An 18,755-nucleotide genomic window follows, 5' to 3' on the forward strand; every position below is an offset into this window, starting at 1 on the left:
AACGCCAGCCCCCGCTGGTAGGATGGCGCCGGCCGATATACCGTGCGGTATCGAAGGAGGCGGGCGAGGAGGTTTCCTGAGCCTGGCGGCGACATTCCGAGATCGCAGCGGCACGCCTGGTGCAGGCCGGTCCGCCATCCCTCACGCCGGATCAGCGCGACCGGCCCGGCCGCAAGGACCATTGCCGTCTCGGCTACCTGCCCTCTTCCCAGGCCACCTTGGGCCGGCGCTGCAGCCACCAGCCGTATTGCGCCGGCCAGGCGCTGTAGTCGCGGTCGGCGCCCAGGGCCTGGCGCGCGTGCAAGGGCCAATTGGGGTTTTGCAGGGCTTCGCGCCCGATGGCGATGAGGTCGGCCTGCTCCCGTTCGAGGATGGCCTCGGCCTGCGCCGGCTCGACGATCAGGCCCACGGCGATCGTGGCGATGCCGGCCTGTTGCCTGACGGCGTGGGCGAACGGCACCTGGAAGCCGGGGCCGCGCCTGACGGCCTGCGGCCCCTTGCCGGCGGTGGCCGAGCCCTGGATGCCGCCCGAGGAGCAATCGACCAGGTCCACGCCCAGGGCCTTCAGTTCGCGGGCGAATACGATGCTGTCGGCCAGTTGCCAGCCGTGCTCCATGCCATCCACGGCCGAGATGCGCACCGACAGCGGCACCTCGTCCGGCAGCGCCGCGCGCACGGCGGCGACGACTTCGAGCGGGAAGCGCATGCGGTTTTCGAGCGAGCCGCCGTACTGGTCTTCGCGCTGGTTGGAGATCGGCGACAGAAAGCCGTGCAGCAGATAGCCATGCGCGGCATGGACCTCGACGAAGCGGTAGCCGGCTTGCACGGCCCGCGCCGCGGCGGCCCGGAAACTGTCGACCAGGCTCGCCAGTTCGTGCGGCGCCAGTTGCCGGGGCGCCGGCCAGCCATCCTGGATGGGCAGCGCCGAGGCGCCCACGGTCTGCCAGGCCTGGTCGGGCGAATCCAGCGCCAGCGGCTGGCCGCCTTCCCAGGGCCGCTGCATGCTGGCCTTGCGGCCGGCATGGCCGATCTGGATGGCAGGCACGACGCCATGGGCCTCGATGATGCGCGCCAGCTCGGCCAGCCCGGCAATCTGCTCGTCGTTCCAGATGCCCAGGTCGCCCGGCGTGCCGCGCCCATCGCGCGTTACCGCCGCCACTTCCAGCATCACGCTGCCCGGGTAGCCGCGCGCCATGCCGGCGACGTGGTAGCGGTGCCAATCCTGCACTACGCCGTCGACGGCGGAGTACTGGCTCATGGGCGAAATGAGCACCCGGTTGGGCAGCACGACGCCGCGCAAGGACAACGGGGCAAACAGCTTGGTGTTCTCGGCTTCCTGGTTCATGCCTTGCAGTCCCTTTCAGGCGATGGATTGGTTCGAAGTCATGCCGCCTTCGATGGTGACGATGACTCAGGAAGTGTAGGCCGAACGCGGCCAGGCATCAGAGTTGGCAATCGAGCACGACCAGGTGGCTGCTCAGCGCCATGACCCGCTGCTTGAGCGGGACATGGATGGCGGCGCGCTGGTAGTGCTCGTGCGCGCCTGCGTCGACGAAATCGCCCACGAAGGCGTGGGTGTACGCGAGGCCGCGGTCGGCCTCATTGACGACGAACCGCAGATCGATCACGCCGGGCAGCTCGCGCTGTATCGCCGCGCACGCCTGCACCATGTAGTCGTGATCCTGCGTGGTCAACGGCTGCTTGAAGCCGAGCATGACGATGTGACGAAACATATTGTCCGCGGGGCCGGTCAGGAAATGGTGAGTCCGCCGTCGACCGCCAGGATATGGCCGGTGGTCGACTTCGATTCATCGCTGGCGAGATACAGCGCCGCATGGGCGATGTCCTCGGGCTGCACCAGCCCGAACAGCTGGCCGTCCAGCGATTTGGACGTGACGCCATCCTCCTGGAGCAGCCTGAGCACCCGCTCGGTCGCCGTCGCGCCGGGCGCCACGGCGTTCACGCGTATCCGATACCGGGCGTACTCGACCGCCATCGAGCGCGTCAACGCGCTTACCGCGCCCTTGGCGGCGGTGTAGGCGTCCTTGCCATGGGTGCCGATCAAGGCAAAGATCGACGTGCTGTTGATGACCGATCCGCCATTGCCCGCGTCGATCATCGCCTGGATGCCGTAGCGGCAGCCCAGCCAGGTGCCGAACAGGTCCAGCTTCATCTTGGCCCAGAACTCCTCGACCGGCGTATCGGTGACGCGGGAGTCCCGCACGGTGGAGCCGCCGGCGTTGTTGTAGAGCACGTCGAAGCGACCATAGTCGGCCAGCGTGCGCGCGACCGCCTGCTCGACGCTGTCGGCCTCGGTGACATCGGTCGGCACGAACAGGGCGCGCGGCCCGCCCTGCCCGGCGATCAGTTCGACGGTCTGCCGGCCGGCGTCCGCGTCGCGCTCGGCGACGACGACCTGGGCGCCCTCGCGGGCGAACAACAGCGCGCTGGCGCGGCCGATGCCGGCGCCGCCGCCCGTGATGAAAACGACTTTCCCTTCCAGACGATTCATGTCCATCCCTCGCGATAAAGGTTCAGGCCGCCGGATGACGGCGGGCGCTCAGATTCCCAGGTAGGCCTTGCGCACGGCCTCGCTGCTGGCCAGCTCGGCGGCCGGGCCTTCCAGCTGGATCTCGCCGCGCTCAAGAATGAAGGCATGGGTGGCGATCTCCAGCGCCATCTCGGCGTTCTGCTCCACCAGCATCACGTCCACCCCCTCGGCGGCGATGTCCTGGATAATCTGCGCGATGGTGTCGACAATGGCCGGCGCCAGCCCGATGGTGGGTTCGTCGAGCAGGAGCAGGCGGGGCCTGGCCATCATGGCCCGTCCCACCGCCACCATCTGCTGCTGGCCGCCGCTCAGGCTGCCGGCAAGCGAGCCCAGGCGGCTCTTGAGCGCCGGAAAGCGCGCCAGCACGCCCTCGATCCCGTGCCGGATGGCGCGCTTGTCCTTCTGGCGGTAGGCGCCCATCTCGAGGTTCTCGCCGACCGTCATGCCCTTGAACAGGCGGCGGCCTTCCGGCACCAGCACCAGGCCGCGTTCGACCAGGGCGTCGGGCGCCAGGCCGGTGATGTCTTCGCCGTAGAGCCGCACGCGGCCGGCGGCGGGCGCGACCAGGCCGGTCAGCGCCTTCATGATGGTCGATTTTCCCGCGCCGTTGGAGCCGACGATCGTGGCGATGCTGCCCTTGCGCACCGCGAAGCTGGCGGCGTTGACCGCCGGCACGATGCCGTACTTGACCGACAGCCCCTCGACGTCGAGCGCATAGTCGTTATTTTTCATGCCGTTTCCCCAGGTAGGCCGAGATCACGTCCGGGTTGGTCTGGATCTCCTGCGGCGTCCCCGTGGCGAGGAATACGCCGTAGTCGAGCACGACGATGCGATCGCAGATATCCATGACGGCCTTCATGTTGTGCTCGACCAGCAGGATGGAGATGCCGTGCTCCTCGCGCATGCGGCGGAAAATGGCCAGCACCGCCATCACCTCGGTCTGGTTCAGGCCGGTCAACGGTTCGTCCAGGCACAGCAGGCTGGGGCGCGCCGCGAAGGCGATGGCGATGCTGACCAGGCGCTGCAGGCCGTGCGGCAGGTTGCCGGCAACTTCGTCCAGCACCTCGGTCAGCCCCATGAGCGCGGCCGTCTCGCGCACCCGCGCGTCGCGCTCGGACTGCTGGCGCAGCATCGCGAAGGTGCCGACGACGATGTTGTCGTACACCGTCATCTCGCGCAGCAGGCTGTCGTGCTGGAAGGTGCGCACCAGGCCCTGGCGCGAGATCCGCGCCGGCCCCTGGCCGGTGATGTCCCGCCCCTTGAACGCGAGCCGCCCGCCGGTGGGCCTGTAGTACCCGCTGACCACGTTGAACGTGGTGCTCTTGCCGGCGCCGTTGGGCCCGATCAGGCCCAGGATCTCGCCCTCGCGAACCTCGAAGCTGAGATCCTTGACGGCCACCAGCCCGCCGAAGCGGCGCGTCATGCCATCGACTTTCAATAGAACTTGAGCATCCATGGCGCCACCTATGCCTGCGACTTGGCCGCCGCGCCCAGCTTGGACGGCCGCTTGTTGAAGTACCGGCCCAGGCCGATCAGGCCGCCCGGCATCAGGAGCACCGAGATGACGATCGCCGCGCCGTAGAAGATGTGCTCGTAGGGTCCGAAGCTGAGCGCGAACTGCCCCAGCAGGGTCAGCACGATCGCGCCGACCACCGCGCCCAGGATGTGCGACTCGCCGCCCACCTTCAGGTACGCCAGCGCGTAGACGGCCAGCAGGAAACCGAAGTCGCCCGGGCTGATCACGTTGTTGGCATAGGCCAGCAAGGCGCCGGCGATCCCGGCCACCAGGGACGACACGCCCAAGCACAGCACCTTGGTCAGGTGCACGTTGATGCCCACGGTCTCGACGATGGCGTCGTTGTTGCGGATGGCCACCAGCACTTTGCCGAAATCGGATTTCTCCAGGCGCCAGAGCATCCACAGCAAGGCCAGCACGACGGCGATGACGAAGGCCGGGTAGTACGGCTCCAGGTAGGCGGGCGCGAAGATGCCGATCATGCCGGAGCTGCCGCCCACGGCCTCGGTCTTGGTGTAGATCATGCGGATCACTTCGGTGAAGGCGAAGCTGATCAGCATGAAGTACGGCCCCTTGGCGCGCAGGGTCACGTAGCCGAACACCAGGCTCACCAGGCCGGCGAACACGGCGCTGGCCGCCAGGGTCAGCAGGAACGGCCATTCGAGCTGGACCGCGGCCACCCCGGCCATGTAGGCCCCCAGGCCCACGAAGCCGGCGACCGCGAAGTTGAGTTCGCCGATGAGCGTGACGAACCGGAAGCTGGCGGTGATCAGCACATTGATCGCCAGCCACAGGACCAGGCTGGCGGCCAGGCCGCCGCCCTGGAGCAGACTGCCGGCCAGCGCCACCAGGCCGATGGCGGCGGCGGCCGGCGTGAAGAACGGTTTAGCCATTTCCCAGGATCCCCTTCGGACGAACGAGCAATACAAACATGGTCAGGGCGAACATCGTGATGGTGGCCCAGGTGGGGTCGAAGTAGTACCCGCCCAGGCTCTCGATGACCGCGATCAGGACGCTGCCCAGGATGGCGCCGGGAATGCTGCCCAGGCCGCCGATCACGATGGCGATGAAGCCGCGGATGAGGTAATCGTTGCCGATGATCGGGCTCGATACCGTGACCGGCGACAGCAGGACCGCGGCGATCGCCGCGAGCAAGGTCGCGATGAGGAACCCGGCCAGCGCGATGCGGCGATAGGGAATGCCCTGGAGCATGGCGGCCTCGTGGTCCTCGGCCACCGCGCGCAAGGCCTTGCCCAGCCGGCTGGAGACGATCGCCCAGCACATGAACACGGCCACCAGCAGCGCGCAGCCGGTGATGATGAGGCGCTGGACGGTGACGAACGCGCCCAGGATGTTCACCGTGCCCTCGACCAGCGTGGGCAGCTTGGCGGGCACGCCGCCGAAGGTCTCCAGGAATACTCCTTGCAGCAGCAGCGAGAGGCCGACCGACACCACGAACGAGCCGGTCATGTCGCGCTGGAAGCGCTTGAGGGCGAACTTGTAGATGAGCCCGCCCAGCAGCAGGGTCGCCGCGATGCCCAGCACGCCGCTCAGCGCGTAGGACACGATGAGCGGCAGCTGGGCGCCGACCAGCAGCGGCACCAGCACGCCCATGACCAGCAGAGGCAGGGTGAAGAACTCGCCGTGCGCGAAGTTCACGATCCGCATGACGCCGAAGATCAGCGTCAGGCCCAACGAGAACAGTATGTACGCCGCGGCGATCTGCAGACTGTTCATGGTCAATTGCATGTAGACGTCCAACTTCTCCACCCTCCTCCAGTGCCGGCCCCGCCGATTCAGTTCGACTTCGCCAGGCGTTGCTGCAGCTCTTGCGGCACGACCCGCTCGACCTCGACCAGCTTGCCGTCCTGGATCTGGGTGATCATGATCGGGATCAGCATCTGCTGGGGCGAGCCATAGGTCTGCGCCCCGCCGAACGCCGTCTTGCCGTACGAGGTCTCGAATACGATCGTGGGCAGGGCCTTGACGATGTCCGCGGGTTCGATGCTGTTGGCGGCCTCCATGCCGGCCTTGAGCGCGTAGACCGAGTCGTAGGGCGCCAGCTGCAACGGATTGAGCGACTCGCCGATGGCCTTCTTCATGCCTTCGTTGAGCTCGCGCTGCTTGGCCGTGGCCTGCGCGCCTTCGTAGTCGCCGGAAAAGCCCATGTACACGCCATTGGCCGCCTTGCCGCCGATCTCGACCAGCTGAGCCGCGCCCGTGCCCACCGGCTGGACCTTGACGCCGTCCCAGCCCAGCACGCTGAGCTCGCGGAACACCACGCCCGCGTCGGCCGGCGGCGTCACGCCCAGGTCGACCACGTCCGGCTTGACCGCCGCCAGCTTCTGGGCGATGGGCTGGAATTGCGTGGTGCCGCGCTCGTACCAGTTGACGGACACGACCTTGACGCCGAGTTTTTCCCAGGCCTTCTGCGCCACGGGTTCGGTTTCCTTGCCGGTGGCGTCGTTCGGATTGAGCATGGCCACCGTCTTGATGGCGGGATGCTTGGCCTTCACGTAGTCGTAGAGTGGCGCGAGGATCTCGAACGGTGTGTTGGATTGCGTCAGCGTGTAGGGCTTCTGCGGGCCCTTGACCGTCTTGCCCCAGGCAGAGGTGAACAGGATGACGTGGTTGCGCTCGGTCAGCGATTGCAGGGCCAGGATGGGCGCGGTGCCGATGCTGCCAACGACATAGCGCGACTTGTCGCGATTGACGATGTTCTGCGCCACCTTGGTGCCTTCGGCGGCGTTGTACTTGTTGTCGTAGGCGCGCACTTCGAACTTATAGGTGGTGCCGCCGATCTTGACGCCGCCGGCGTCGTTGATTTCCTTGGCTGCCTGTTTGGCGGTCCATTCCTGGCCCAGCCCCCAGGTGGCCGCCGCGCCCGACATCGGCGCCGACACGCCAAGAATGAGGGTCTTGGATTCCTGCGCGTGGGCACTGCCCGCCGCCATGGCGAACGCGGACAGGGAAGCGGCCGCGAGCGCGTGTTTGAGTTGCTTCATGGTATCTCCTTGTTGTAGGTGTTGTTGCCGGTTTGCACCGGCTCTTGCCGGCTGCCCGGCATACCGCCGCGGGGCGGGCAATGGCGTGTCGCCTTATGCCGCCCTCGCCGCGCGCCCGCCGCGCATCCAGCGGGCCATGGCCTGCGGATCGTCCGCGTCCACGTACTGCGAAACGCTGGCAAGCAGGCCCAGGTCGAGGCTGGCCTGCCGCGCCAGCTTCAGGGCCAGGTGCAGGTCCTTGCCGACGATCCGGTGTATGGCCGCATAGGCCTGCTCGGAACGCGCCCATGCGCCATACTGCGCGCGTGCGGTGGACGCATCGGCCGTCAGGAAATTCAGGCCCGTACTGACCGACAGGATCGGCGCCAGGCTTTCGAACGACACGCCGTGGCTTTCGGCCAGTTCGATGGCTTCGGCCGTCAGGAACATATTGGCCACGCACAGCATGTTGTTGATGACCTTGACGACTTCGGCCGAGCCCAGCGCGCCGCAATGAAAGAGGCGCTCGCCCATGGCCTGCATCAACGGCCGCACCGCCTCGACGTCGGCCACCTCGCCGCCCATCATGATGGTGAGCGTGCCGGCCTCGGCGCCGACGATGCCCCCGCTGACCGGCGCGTCGATCAGGCGCGCGCCCGCGGCCGCCAGCGGCGCCTCGAGCGCGCGCAGCGTGTCGGGCAGGGTGGTGCTCATCATGCAGACGAGCGGCCGGTGTCCCGCCGGCACGGCTGCGGCCAGGCCCTGCTCGCCGAGCATGGTTTCCATGATCTGGGCGTCGTTGGCCAGCAGCACCACGACCGCGTCGGCGACCGCGCAGTCCGAGACCGACGCCGTCACCCGGGCGCCCTCCCGGGCGAACGCGGCAAGCACATCCGGGTTGCGGTCGCACACGATCAGTTCGAAGCCGGCGCGCCGCGCGCAACGCGCCATGGGCGCGCCCATGTTGCCAACGCCGATGAAGGCCACGGTCTTGATTGGTGTCATGATCGGTCGGCGCCCTAGATCGCGATGTCCTGGTCGAACGCCGGTGCGCGCTTCTCCATCAGGGCGCTGACGCCCTCCTTCGCTTCCGGGCTGCCAAAGCCCATGAATTCGAGCGCCAGCGAGGTATCGAAGATCGGGCCCGCCTGGCGCAGCCAGTTGTTCAAGGCGTACTTGGTCCAGCGCAACGCGGCCGGCGCGCCGGCCGCCAGCCGTTGCGCGATCTCCAGCGCCTTGTCGTCCAGGGCGTCATCCTCGACGCACAGGGACACCAGGCCCAGCGCCTCGGCCTGCTCGCCATTGAGCGGTTCGCACAGCATCAAGTGGTACTTGGCCTTGGCCATGCCGCACAGCAGCGGCCAGATGATGGCGGCATGGTCGCCGGCGGCCACGCCCAGCTTGGTGTGGCCGTCGACGATGCGGGCCGACTTCGCCGCGACCGGAATATCGGCCAGCAAGGCCGCGACCAGGCCCGCGCCGACCGCCGGGCCGCGGATGGCCGAGACGATGGGCTTGGAACAGTTCACGATGTTGTAGACCAGATCGCGCGCCTCGCGCCACACGCGCGCCCGGACCTTGAAGTCCTCGTTCATTTCCTCGAGCATGCTGAAATCGCCGCCCGCCGAAAAGGCGCGCCCGGCCCCGCGCAGCACCACGGCGCTGACATCGGGATCCGCATCGATGTCGCGCCATACGTCGGCCAGCTCCGCATGCCCGCGCGAATCCAGTGCGTTCATGCGTTCGGGCCGGTTCAGCGTCAGGCGCAGCACGCGCGGCGCGGGACGGTCGAATTCGATCACCTGATAGTTCTGATAGCGCTCGGTTCCAGTCACTTCCAACTCCAGAAGAGGCCCCGCCAGGCAAACCCGCGGGCACGACGACGCAGGGTCGCGGCAGCGGCTCCGGCATGTCGAAAAACCTGCGACAAGCGGGCCGATTTCGAGCCGTCATTGTGCGTTCCGCATGGGCGATATCAAAGGTAACCATTGCACCCTTACTGTGCATTGATGCACAATTCACGCATGGACAAATACCCCGAATGGAGCGACCTCAAGGTCTTTCTTACCGTCGCGCGCCTGGGCACCATCTCCCTGGCGGGCGAGCGGCTGGGCATCGAGCACTCCACGGTGTCGCGCCGCATCGACCGGCTCGAAGCCAAGCTGAAAGTGGTGCTGTTCGACCGGCGGCGCAGCGGGTATTCCCTTACCGACGCGGGCAACGCGCTGATCACGCATGCCGAGAAGATGGAAAGCGCCCTGCTGGCGGCCGTCGAGGAAAGCCTGGGGCTGGCGGACTTCATCGAAGGCACGGTGCGCGTCGGAACCCCCGAAGCGTTCGGCATCAACGTGCTGGCGCCCAGCCTGGCGCGGCTGCGCCAGACGCACCCCGGCCTGAATGTCGAATTGATGGCGCAACCCCAGTTTCCCAGCCTGGTCACCCGCGAGGTCGAGATACTCGTGACGCTGGAGCCGCCAGCCATGGGGCGCTACAAGGTGGCCAAGCTGGCGCAGATCCACTACTTCCTCTATTGCTCGGCCGGATACAAGAAGTCCCACCCGCCCATCCGCCAGCTGAGCGACGTGGCGCAGCACGAGTTCGTGGACTACATCCATGACGGCTCGGTCAGCGAACGCTATCGCGTGCTCGAGGAGCTCGTGCCGCAACCGCGGCGCAGCTTCACCACCACCAGCGTGCTGGCGCAGCGGGCGGCGGCCGTCTCCGGCATGGGGCTGGTGCTGCTCACGCCGTACGTGGCGAATACCGGCCAGGCCGACCTGGTGGAGGTGTTCCCCGGCCGGCCGCTCATTACCCGCAGCCTGTGGATCGCCGCGCCCGAGGATCTGCTGCGCATCAAGCGCTACCAGTCGGTGTGGAATTTCATCCGCCAGCTGATGACGCAGCATCCGGACCTGTTCCATCCCCCGACCTGAACGGGCAGGCCCCCTCGCCATACCGCGCCAGCCCGGCCCGGGCACGCCCTCGCTGTGCACAGATGCACAATAAGCGTGCGCCAGATCCGTTGTTCCGCCACGGTGGCTTCAATAGTATTGAGCCCTCGAACCGACGACATTCAACCCTGGAACTTCGGCTGGAAAATGACCAAGATTTTCGAAGACGCGGCCGCGGCATTGAGCGGCGTAATCAAGGACGGCCAGACCATCGCCGTGGGCGGCTTTGGCCTGTGCGGCATCCCCTCCGCGCTGATCGAGGGCCTGCGCGACAGCGGCGTGGCCAACCTGACCTGCATCAGCAATAACGCGGGCGTGGACGATTTCGGCCTGGGGCTGCTGCTGCAGACGCGCCAGATCAAGCGCATGATCGCCTCGTACGTGGGCGAGAACAAGGAATTCGAGCGCCAGTACCTCAATGGCGAGCTGGAACTGGAATTCAATCCGCAGGGCACGCTGGTCGAGCGCCTGCGCGCCGGCGGCGCGGGCATCGCGGCCTTCTTCACCCGCACCGGCGTGGGCACCGTGGTCGAGGAGAACAAGGAAACGCGCGACTTCGGCGGCGACACCTACGTCATGGAGCAGGCCCTCAAGGCCGATGTCTCGCTGGTGAAGGCGCAGCGGGCCGATACGTCGGGCAACCTCGTCTTCTCGCGCACCGCGCGCAACTTCAACCCCGAGGTCGCGATGGCGGGCGGCGTCACCATCGCCGAAGTCGAGGAGCTGGTTCAGGCGGGCGACATGGATCCCGACGCGGTGCACCTGCCGGGCATTTTCGTGGACCGCATCATCGTGGTGCCGAACCCGGAAAAGCGCATCGAACGCAAGAGTTTCCGTACGCGCGGTGAATAAGGAGCACCCGGACATGGCTTGGACACACGAACAAATGGCCGCGCGCGCCGCGCGCGAGCTGCGCGACGGCGACTACGTCAACCTGGGCATCGGCTTGCCGACCAAGGTGGTGCAGTATGTGCCGCAAGGCATGCAGGTCTGGCTGCAATCGGAGAACGGGTTGATCGGCATCGGCCCGCCGCCGTACGAGGACGAAATCGACGCCGACCTGATCGACGCCGCCAAGCAGACCATCACGACCGTCCCGGGCGCGTCGATCTGCTCGTCCTCCATGTCGTTCGCCATGATACGCGGCGGGCACATGGACCTGACCATACTGGGCGCCATGCAGGTCAGCGCGTCCGGCGACCTGGCCAACTGGATGATTCCGGGCAAGATGGTCAAGGGCATGGGCGGCGCCATGGACCTGGTGGGCGGCGTGCGGCGCGTGATCGTGCTCATGGAGCACACCACCCGCGACGGCGGCCTGAAGATTCTCGAGCAATGCTCGCTGCCGCTTACCGGCAAGCGCGTGGTGCACCAGATCATTACCGACCTGGCCGTCATGGACGTTGCCGCGAACGGGCTGGTGGTCACCGAACTGGCGCCGGGCGTATCGGCCGAGATGGTGCAGGAGAAAACCGAGCCGCGGCTGGCCTTCGCCTGCCGCTGAAGCAACGGGCGCGCGCCCTGCGCGCCCCCCCCCGGCGTCACACGTCGACGCCCAGGCGCCTGTCTATGCTTTGCGCCAGCTGCGCCAGGTACGGGCCGAACTCCTGCTCGGCCCGGCCATCCTTGACCGCATCGATAGGCAGCGTCAGATTGATGGCGAACGGCAGGTTGCCGGCGCGATAGCGCAACGGCGCAGCCAGGCCCGCCAGCTCCGGCCGCCAGCTGCCATAGCTGGTGCAAAACCCCATGCGCGCGATCTGCGCGAAAGCCCCATCCAGCGCGGCCCGCGCGGCCTCGGCCTGGTGCGGCTCCTGTTCCAGTAGCAGCGGCAGCAGCAGCTCGCGTTCGGCGGCATCGAAGGTATAGAGCAGCGCGCGGCCCATGGCGGTATGCAGCAAGGGGCGCGACGAGCCGATATCCGGCTTGGCGCCGTTGTTGCCGCGATCGTGGATGGTGTCCACGTACACCACCTGCAGCCTGTCGCGCGTACCGATGGAAACCGGCCCCCCCGCTTTCTCGGACAGCGCCGCCAGGTCGTGCTCGGCCACGCGCCGCACGGTCAGCTGCACCAGCAGCGGATAGATCAGGGACAGCACGCCGGGCGCCAGCGAATAGCGCTTGCTGGCGTCGTCGCGGCGCAGATAGCCCAGCGTGACCAGGGTGAAGGTCAGGCGCGCCACGGTGGGGCGCGACAGCCCCAGCGCCTCGGCGATTTCCTTGTTGCCCAGGGTGGGCTGCGCGGCCGAGAAGCAGCGCAGGATGTCCAGCCCGTTGGCGAGCGTCGAGGCGAAGCGCGGTTCGTGCTCGAGCTCGGCGCGCGGAACCAGGTCGAACGGCAGGTTAGCCATGATTGACATCCTCTCCAAGCTCAGAATATAAAACGACACTCAAATAGTTATTCATCAATTCCATTATATTGAATTTAATCAACATGAGCAACTTCACCAGCGGCCGCCGCCTGTTGCGCTTCGCGGTTGTCGCGGATTCCCACCTGAACCCCGCGAACGCGGGCAACACCTCGCCGTGGCAGACCAACCACCTGGCCAACCCCCGCAATGAAGTGGTGGTGGCCGCCATCAACCGGATCGCGCCGGCCTTCACCGTCCACGTGGGCGACGTGGTGCATCCGCTGCCGCATTCGGCCGACTATGACGGCGCGGCGGATTACGCCACCACGCTGTACCGGGGACTGCGGGCACCGTTCTATATCGCCCCCGGCAACCACGATATCGGCGACAAGCACCTGCCCGGCAATCCGGCCGCCTGCATTTCGGCCGGCAGCTGCGAGAAGTACGAACAGCACTTCGGCGCGCAGTGGCAGGCCTTCACCGAAGGCAATGTCTGTTTCATCATCATCAACGCCTGCCTGCTGGGCTCGGGCCTGCCGCAGGAACAGGCGCAATGGCAGTTCCTGCAAAGCCGGCTCGCCGAGGAGAAGGCGGCCGGCCGGCGGCTGTTCCTGTTCACGCACTACCCCCCGTTCGTCACGGCGCCGGACGAGGAGAACCATTACGACAATATCGACCACGGTCCGCGCCGGCGCCTGCTGGAGCTTACCGCCAGCGCCGGCGTTGAGGCCTTGTTCGCCGGCCACGTGCATACGTTCTTCCTGAACCGCCATGCGGGCATGTGGTCCTATGCGCTGCCGTCGTCCACCAATTTCCGCCAGGACTACGCCGAACTGTTCCGCGTCGAACCCGGCGAGGAGTTGGGCCGCAACGACCTGGGCAAGTTCGGTTTCTTCGTGGTCGATATCCATGAGCATGGGCATATCGCGCGCTTCGTGCGCACGTATGGTTCGACCGACCCGGCCCAGGGCGCGGAGATCGCCCTGCAGGTGGAAGGCGACGTGCGCGAGCACGCGGCCGGCACGGTTGGCGCCGACTTCCGCCACGATTGGGCCCGCGTCGAGGCCCTGCCCTACAACCCGCCGCTGGACGCCTTCGTGCGCAAGCGCGTGCGCAACGACTATTACATCCTGAACCTGTGGGATGCCGGCATGCGCGGCGTGCGCCTGCCGATCCACGACATCGCGGACGACCTGGCGTTCGAGCGGGTCAGGCTGCTGGGCGAGCTGGGCCACCGCTGCCTGGTATTCGGCGCCGCGGCGCCCGACGCGCAACTGCTGCAGCGGCTGGCCTCGCTCGGCCCGGCCCTCGAGGGCTATGAATGGATAGGCCCGGACAGCGCGATCGACGCGCATGCCGCCAGCCAGTTCGCGCGACACGGCATCCGCCTGTACGTCGCGCCGGTCATGCAGCCGCCGTCGAGCCACTCGCAAGGCCAGTACGACCACAACATGACCAGCGGCATCGCGCTGGACGAGCTGGACCACCTGGCGCGCTTTCGCCCCGAACGGCCCGACCCGGCAGCGCCGGGCGTGGTGGTGCGCATCGCCGGCGACGAGCCGGTGCTGGAGTCCGTACGGCAGGCCGTGGCGCAGGCGGCCGGCCATGGCGTGGCCATCGCGCTGCACATCAACCTGGCCAACCGCAAGTCCGCCGTGGTCAACGCCGACGACCAGGCCCAGGCGGCGCGAGTGGCCGAGGCTGCCATCGCCAAGGCGGCCTATCCCGACGTGCCCATGACCCTGGACACCTTCATGGATATCGACCGCGGCTACTTCGCCCGCAACGGGCTGGTGGACCGGCGCAACAACCCGCGGCCGGCCGCCGCGGTGCTGCGCCGCCTGTCCGAACGCCTGCGCGGCCACCCGGTGCGCATCGACGCCATTACGCGCGAGCCCGCCCAATCCACCGTGCGCATCGCGCTCGGCGACCAGACCCTGGATGTACGGATCGGCCGGGACATTTCGTTCTGACGCAATCCGGCCCGTGCTGCCGTCGCGCAGCCGCCCCTTGAGGAAAAACCATGATGAAACCCCTGGCCCATACCCTTGCCGCCCTGGCCGCCACGCTGGCGGTGGCGGCCTCCGCCGCCGCGCAGTGGCCCGAGACGCCCTTGCAGATGATTGTGCAATTCCCGCCCGGCAGCACCACCGACGCGGTCGCGCGCGACATCGCGATGCGGCTGGAGAAGCAGATCGGACAATCGGTGGTGGTCGTCAACAAGCCCGGCGCGGGCGGCATCGTCGGCGTGTCGAATATCGCGCGCGCCAAGCCGGATGGCTACACCCTGGGCACGGTCAACTACCCGACCCTGACCATCATTCCGCACCAGCAGGCCGTGCCCTACGACCCCTTGAAGGACTTCAGCCATCTCGCCGTGGTGGGGCCGTACGATTACGGCGTCTTCGTGCGCGCCGACGCGCCGTGGAAGACCTTCAAGGAACTGGTCGACTACGGCAAGGCCAACCCCGGCAAGCTGACATTCGGCACGCTGGGAGCCGGCACCACCAACGAACTGGTGATGAACCGCCTGGGCCGCGACCTGGGCATGCAATGGCAGTTCATCCCCTACAAGGGCGACAACGAAAGCGTCACCGCCCTGATCGGCGGCCAGATCGACGTGGTCAATGCCTCGGCGAACGCGACGCTGCCGCAGGTGCGGGCCGGCAAGCTGCGCATGCTGGTGTCGTCCGGCCCGAGCCGCTGGAGCGCGCTGCCCGACGTCCCCGCGCTGCGCGAAACCGGTCTGGTCGACTACGCGCAGGAGTCCTATTTCTCCCTGGCCGCGCCAGCCGGCATCCCGGACGAGGCCCGGGAGAAACTGGCCCAGGCGCTCCAGACCGTGCTGACCGACCCGGAAGTGATCGAGTCGTTCCAGCAGAAGTATGGCCAGGCCGTGCGTTACGAAGACGGCGCCAGCTATGCCAGGACGGTGGCCCGCGACTACCAGCGCTGGGCGCCGGCCGCGGCGGTGGCCGGCAAATAGGCGCTCGACCGCCCGCCGCGGCGCCGGCGCGACTCCGTCGCCCGGCGCACTCCAGCCCCCTTTTTTCTGCTTGACCGCCCCAGCGAGGCTACCTAGAATCCGGCCTATTGGTCCGTACCATTTAAATGTATGCACTAATAACAACCACAGCCGGAGACAGACATGTTCAAGCAAGCCCTGGCCGCCGTGGCCGCCAGCGTCGCGCTCTGTACGGGCGGCGCCGCGCACGCCTCGTACCCCAGCTCCGCCGTCACCATCGTGGTGCCGTTCGCCGCGGGCCAGACCGGCGACATCATTGCCCGCCTCATCAGCAAGGAACTGGCCAGCCGCCTCGGCCAGGCCTTCATCGTCGAGAACAAGCCCGGCGGCGGCGGGCGCATCGGCACCGCGTTCGTGGCCAAGGCCAAGGCGGACGGCCATACCCTGCTGCTGACCAGCACGGGGCCCTACGCCATCGCGCCGGCGCTGTACCCCAAGACCACCCATTACGACCCGGTGCGCGACTTCACCGCCGTGGCCGAGCTGGCGTCCACGCCGCAGATCATCGCCGTGTCCAACGACCTGGGCGTGACCTCGCTGGCCGGCCTGGTGCAGGCGGCCAAGGCCGGGGAGCTGTTCTACGGGTCGGCCGGCCTGGGTTCGACCCAGCACCTGACCATGGAATTGCTCAAGCAGAAGCTGGACTTCCCGATGACGCACGCGCCCTTCAAGGGCAGCGCCGAATCCAAGCTGAAGGTGATGAGCGGCATGCTGGCGGCCACGTCCGATTCGCTGCCGGCGATCTACGGCAACATCAAGGCAGGCCAGCTGAAGGCGCTGGCCGTGGTGGACGACCAGCGCTCGGCCTACCTGCCGGACGTGCCCACGCTGGCCGAGGCGGGGTTCCAGAACCTGTCGACGGTGGCGTTCTTCGGCCTGGTGGCGCCCCAGGGCACCCCCAAGGAGGTCGTGGACACGCTCAACAGGCAATTGCTGCAGGCCGTGCGCACGCCCGAGTTCGTGGAAAAAATGCAGGCCCAGGCGCTGACCGCGCCGCAGGCCCGCACGCCGGAGCAGTTCGACGCCTACCTGCATGACCAGGTGGCGCGCTGGAAGGGGATCGTGGCGGACGCCCACGTCGCGGTAGAGGGGTATTGAGCGCCGCCGCCGGCAAGGCCGGCGCGGCGCCCGGTTGAACCATTTTCAAGAAGCAAGGATGCAAAATGCGTGAGATTCACGTCAATGAAATTACCGATACCGTCGCTCGCCTGTGCATCGACGCCTGCCACCTGCTGCCGGACGACCTGGTCCGCAGCTTCCACCAGGCCGCCGAGCGGGAGGTGTCGCCGCTGGGCAAGTCGGTGCTGCTCAAGCTGATCGACAACGACCGGATCGCGCGCGAGAACCAGGTTTCGTACTGCCACGACACCGGCCTGACGATCGTCTACGCCGACGTGGGCCAGGATGTGCACATCGTGGGCGGCGATTACGGACAGGCCGTGCAGGCCGGCGTGCGCAAGGGCTACGCCGAGGGATTCATGCGCAAATCGGTGGTCAGCGACCCCTTGCTGCGCGTCAACAGCAATGACAACACGCCAGCGGTGGTGCATACCGAGATCGTGCCTGGCGCCGAGATTCGCTTCACCGTGGTGCCCAAGGGCGGCGGCAGCGAAAACTGGAGCACGATGAAATTCCTGCTGCCCGGCGAGGGCGTAGCGGGCGTGAAGCAATTCGTGCTGGCGGCCATCGAGGCGGCCGGCGGCGCCGCCTGCCCGCCGTTGACCGTAGGGGTGGGCATAGGCGGCAGCTTCGACAAGGTCACGGCGATCGCCAAGCAGGCCATCCTGCGCGACATCGGCCAGCACCATCCCGAGCCGCACATCGCCCAGCTCGAAGCCGAGCTGCTGGAAGCCATCAACAAGACGGGCATCGGCCCGCAGGGATACGGCGGCATGACGACGGCCCTGTGGGTGGCGGTCGAAACCTACGCCTGCCACATCACGGCGCTGCCGGTGGCGGTCAACATCCAGTGCCACGCCGGCCGTCGCCAGACGGCGGTGATCTGAGGGGAACCCATGACGACGCACTATCTCAGCACGCCGCTCACCGACGACGCGATCCGCCAGCTGCGGGCGGGCGACGAGGTCTTTCTGTCCGGTGTCATCTATATGGCGCGCGACGCCGCGCACAAGCGCTTCATCGATACCCTGGCGCGCGGCGAGCCGCTGCCGGTGGACCTGACCGGCCACGTGGTGTTCTACGGCGGCCCGGGCCCGACCAAGCCCGGGCACGTCATCGGCGTGGTGGCGCCGACCTCGGCCTACCGCATGGACCCGTACGCCACGGTCCTGTTCGACCACGGGGTCAAGGCCGCCATCGGCAAGGGCAACCGCGGCCCGGCCATCCGCGAATCGTGCCGCAAGAACGTGGCCGTCTGCTTCTCGGCCATCGGCGGGATTTCCGCCACGCTGTTCTCATGCATCAAGTCGGCCACGCTGGTGTGCTACGAGGACCTCAAGACCGAGGCCGTGCAGCGGCTGGAGATCGAGAATTTCCCGCTGCTGGTGACCAATGACGCTCATGGTCGCGACATGTATGATGAAGAGGTAAAAAAATACAGGCAGCTGCTCAACGCTTGAGGTGACGGCCCGGGGCGGTTGGCGCCCGCGGCCCGGCCCGCCTGCCCCAGCCTTCCCGGAACCTGCTTTGCGCTATACAGAACTCGCCAATACCCTGGTCAAACGCATCACCGAGGGCCAATACGAAATCGGCGACCAGCTTCCCAACGAGCTGGCGCTGGCCGCCCAATTCCAGAGCAGCCGCAGCACGGTGCGCGCCGCGCTCGATATCGTCGAAGGGCTGGGCCTGGTGACGCGCAAGCGCCGGTCCGGCACGGTAGTGTGTTCGCGCACCACCAACAACCAGTACACCAAGTCGGTCCACACCATCGAGGACCTGGTCAATTACGCCAGCCACACCGAACGCCAGATCCTGGAGGTCAGCCCGGTGGTGGCCGACGAGGCGCTGGCCCAGGCGCTCGAATGCAAGCCCGGCACGACCTGGCTGCGCGTGCGCATGCTGCGCGTCGAGAAGGACGCGGCCCATACCCCGCTATGCTGGAACGACGCCTATATGCTGCCCGACGTGGGGCAGCGCATCGTCGGCAAGATTCCGAACGGCTCGGGCCTGCTGTGCCGCATCATCGAGAACGAGGCCGGCATCGCGGTGGCCGACATCAAGCAAAGCATCGGCGCCACCGCCATCGACGGCGAAATGGCAAGCCGGCTGGGCGTGGCGCCCGGCACCCCGGGCCTGGAAATCACCCGGCTCTATGTGGACCGCGCCAACACGCCCTTCCTGATTACCGTCAATACCTATTCGGCGCACAAGTTCCGCTTCACGTTCTGGATGCACCGCTCGGACTCGCACTGAAGCGG

Annotated in this window: 20 protein-coding genes; 9 read left to right on the forward strand and 11 right to left on the reverse strand. The window is 67.3% G+C overall.

Annotated features, from left to right (window positions below; genetic code table 11):
- Window positions 1-193: 193 nt before the first annotated feature.
- The 10 genes from CAL11_RS22260 to CAL11_RS22305 form a co-directional block, all read right to left on the reverse strand.
- The gene (locus CAL11_RS22260) at window positions 194-1,345 is read right to left on the reverse strand and encodes an NADH:flavin oxidoreductase/NADH oxidase (RefSeq protein WP_086094299.1); all 1,152 of its coding nucleotides are present in this window, start codon (window positions 1,343-1,345) and stop codon (window positions 194-196) included.
- Window positions 1,346-1,442: 97 nt separating this feature from the next.
- Window positions 1,443-1,733, reverse strand: coding sequence for a Dabb family protein (locus CAL11_RS22265; RefSeq protein WP_033465263.1), 291 nt, complete (start codon window positions 1,731-1,733; stop codon window positions 1,443-1,445).
- Window positions 1,734-1,750: 17 nt separating this feature from the next.
- Entirely contained in the window at window positions 1,751-2,512 is a 762-nt protein-coding gene (locus tag CAL11_RS22270; RefSeq protein ID WP_086094667.1) for an SDR family NAD(P)-dependent oxidoreductase, read from the reverse strand.
- A gap of 48 nt (window positions 2,513-2,560) precedes the next feature.
- On the reverse strand, window positions 2,561-3,283 hold the full coding sequence (locus CAL11_RS22275) for an ABC transporter ATP-binding protein (protein WP_086094300.1): 723 nt from the start codon (window positions 3,281-3,283) through the stop codon (window positions 2,561-2,563).
- Window positions 3,273-4,007: an ABC transporter ATP-binding protein gene (locus CAL11_RS22280; RefSeq protein WP_086094301.1), complete on the reverse strand. Its 735-nt coding sequence runs from the start codon at window positions 4,005-4,007 to the stop codon at window positions 3,273-3,275. The genes CAL11_RS22275 and CAL11_RS22280 overlap by 11 nt, the downstream gene beginning before the upstream one ends.
- 8 nt (window positions 4,008-4,015) lie before the next feature.
- Window positions 4,016-4,960, reverse strand: coding sequence for a branched-chain amino acid ABC transporter permease (locus CAL11_RS22285; RefSeq protein WP_086094302.1), 945 nt, complete (start codon window positions 4,958-4,960; stop codon window positions 4,016-4,018).
- Entirely contained in the window at window positions 4,953-5,816 is an 864-nt protein-coding gene (locus CAL11_RS22290) for a branched-chain amino acid ABC transporter permease (protein ID WP_033465415.1), read from the reverse strand. Before CAL11_RS22290 ends, CAL11_RS22285 begins: the two co-directional genes overlap by 8 nt.
- A 47-nt stretch (window positions 5,817-5,863) precedes the next feature.
- A complete protein-coding gene (locus CAL11_RS22295) occupies window positions 5,864-7,072 on the reverse strand; it encodes an ABC transporter substrate-binding protein (RefSeq protein ID WP_086094303.1) in 1,209 nt (402 codons plus the stop codon).
- A 93-nt stretch (window positions 7,073-7,165) separates the two neighbouring features.
- Window positions 7,166-8,056, reverse strand: a complete 891-nt coding sequence (locus CAL11_RS22300) for an NAD(P)-dependent oxidoreductase (protein WP_086094304.1) — start codon at window positions 8,054-8,056, stop codon at window positions 7,166-7,168.
- A 14-nt stretch (window positions 8,057-8,070) separates the two neighbouring features.
- A complete protein-coding gene (locus CAL11_RS22305) occupies window positions 8,071-8,886 on the reverse strand; it encodes an enoyl-CoA hydratase/isomerase family protein (protein ID WP_086094668.1) in 816 nt (271 codons plus the stop codon).
- Between the two features lie 153 nt (window positions 8,887-9,039).
- Here CAL11_RS22305 and CAL11_RS22310 point away from each other — a divergent pair, with 153 nt between their 5' ends.
- From CAL11_RS22310 to CAL11_RS22320, 3 genes are all read left to right on the forward strand, one after another.
- The gene (locus tag CAL11_RS22310; RefSeq protein WP_086094305.1) at window positions 9,040-9,984 is read left to right on the forward strand and encodes a LysR family transcriptional regulator; all 945 of its coding nucleotides are present in this window, start codon (window positions 9,040-9,042) and stop codon (window positions 9,982-9,984) included.
- Between the two features lie 165 nt (window positions 9,985-10,149).
- Window positions 10,150-10,854, forward strand: a complete 705-nt coding sequence (locus CAL11_RS22315; protein ID WP_033465283.1) for a CoA transferase subunit A — start codon at window positions 10,150-10,152, stop codon at window positions 10,852-10,854.
- Window positions 10,855-10,867: 13 nt separating this feature from the next.
- Complete coding sequence (locus CAL11_RS22320) at window positions 10,868-11,506, forward strand: CoA transferase subunit B (RefSeq protein ID WP_086094306.1); 639 nt, start codon at window positions 10,868-10,870, stop codon at window positions 11,504-11,506.
- Between the two features lie 37 nt (window positions 11,507-11,543).
- Here CAL11_RS22320 and CAL11_RS22325 read toward each other — a convergent pair whose 3' ends face one another.
- Window positions 11,544-12,353: an IclR family transcriptional regulator gene (locus CAL11_RS22325; protein WP_086094307.1), complete on the reverse strand. Its 810-nt coding sequence runs from the start codon at window positions 12,351-12,353 to the stop codon at window positions 11,544-11,546.
- An 83-nt stretch (window positions 12,354-12,436) separates the two neighbouring features.
- Between CAL11_RS22325 and CAL11_RS22330 the strand changes: the two genes are divergently transcribed.
- From CAL11_RS22330 to CAL11_RS22355, 6 genes are all read left to right on the forward strand, one after another.
- Window positions 12,437-14,326 carry a metallophosphoesterase family protein gene (locus tag CAL11_RS22330; RefSeq protein WP_086094308.1) on the forward strand — a complete coding sequence of 630 codons (1,890 nt, stop codon included), beginning with the start codon at window positions 12,437-12,439 and terminating at the stop codon, window positions 14,324-14,326.
- A 50-nt stretch (window positions 14,327-14,376) separates the two neighbouring features.
- A complete protein-coding gene (locus CAL11_RS22335) occupies window positions 14,377-15,339 on the forward strand; it encodes a tripartite tricarboxylate transporter substrate binding protein (RefSeq protein ID WP_086094309.1) in 963 nt (320 codons plus the stop codon).
- A 162-nt stretch (window positions 15,340-15,501) separates the two neighbouring features.
- Window positions 15,502-16,476 (forward strand): Bug family tripartite tricarboxylate transporter substrate binding protein, encoded by a 975-nt coding sequence (locus CAL11_RS22340; RefSeq protein ID WP_086094310.1) that lies wholly within the window; start codon window positions 15,502-15,504, stop codon window positions 16,474-16,476.
- Window positions 16,477-16,541: 65 nt separating this feature from the next.
- Complete coding sequence (locus CAL11_RS22345; protein WP_068924651.1) at window positions 16,542-17,384, forward strand: fumarate hydratase; 843 nt, start codon at window positions 16,542-16,544, stop codon at window positions 17,382-17,384.
- A 9-nt stretch (window positions 17,385-17,393) separates the two neighbouring features.
- Window positions 17,394-17,957 carry a fumarate hydratase C-terminal domain-containing protein gene (locus CAL11_RS22350; RefSeq protein ID WP_033465304.1) on the forward strand — a complete coding sequence of 188 codons (564 nt, stop codon included), beginning with the start codon at window positions 17,394-17,396 and terminating at the stop codon, window positions 17,955-17,957.
- A 67-nt stretch (window positions 17,958-18,024) separates the two neighbouring features.
- The gene (locus CAL11_RS22355) at window positions 18,025-18,750 is read left to right on the forward strand and encodes a GntR family transcriptional regulator (RefSeq protein ID WP_230590400.1); all 726 of its coding nucleotides are present in this window, start codon (window positions 18,025-18,027) and stop codon (window positions 18,748-18,750) included.
- Window positions 18,751-18,755 lie beyond the last annotated feature (5 nt).

This window comes from Bordetella genomosp. 6, assembly GCF_002119705.1.
Taxonomy (GTDB): domain Bacteria; phylum Pseudomonadota; class Gammaproteobacteria; order Burkholderiales; family Burkholderiaceae_B; genus Bordetella; species Bordetella bronchiseptica_F.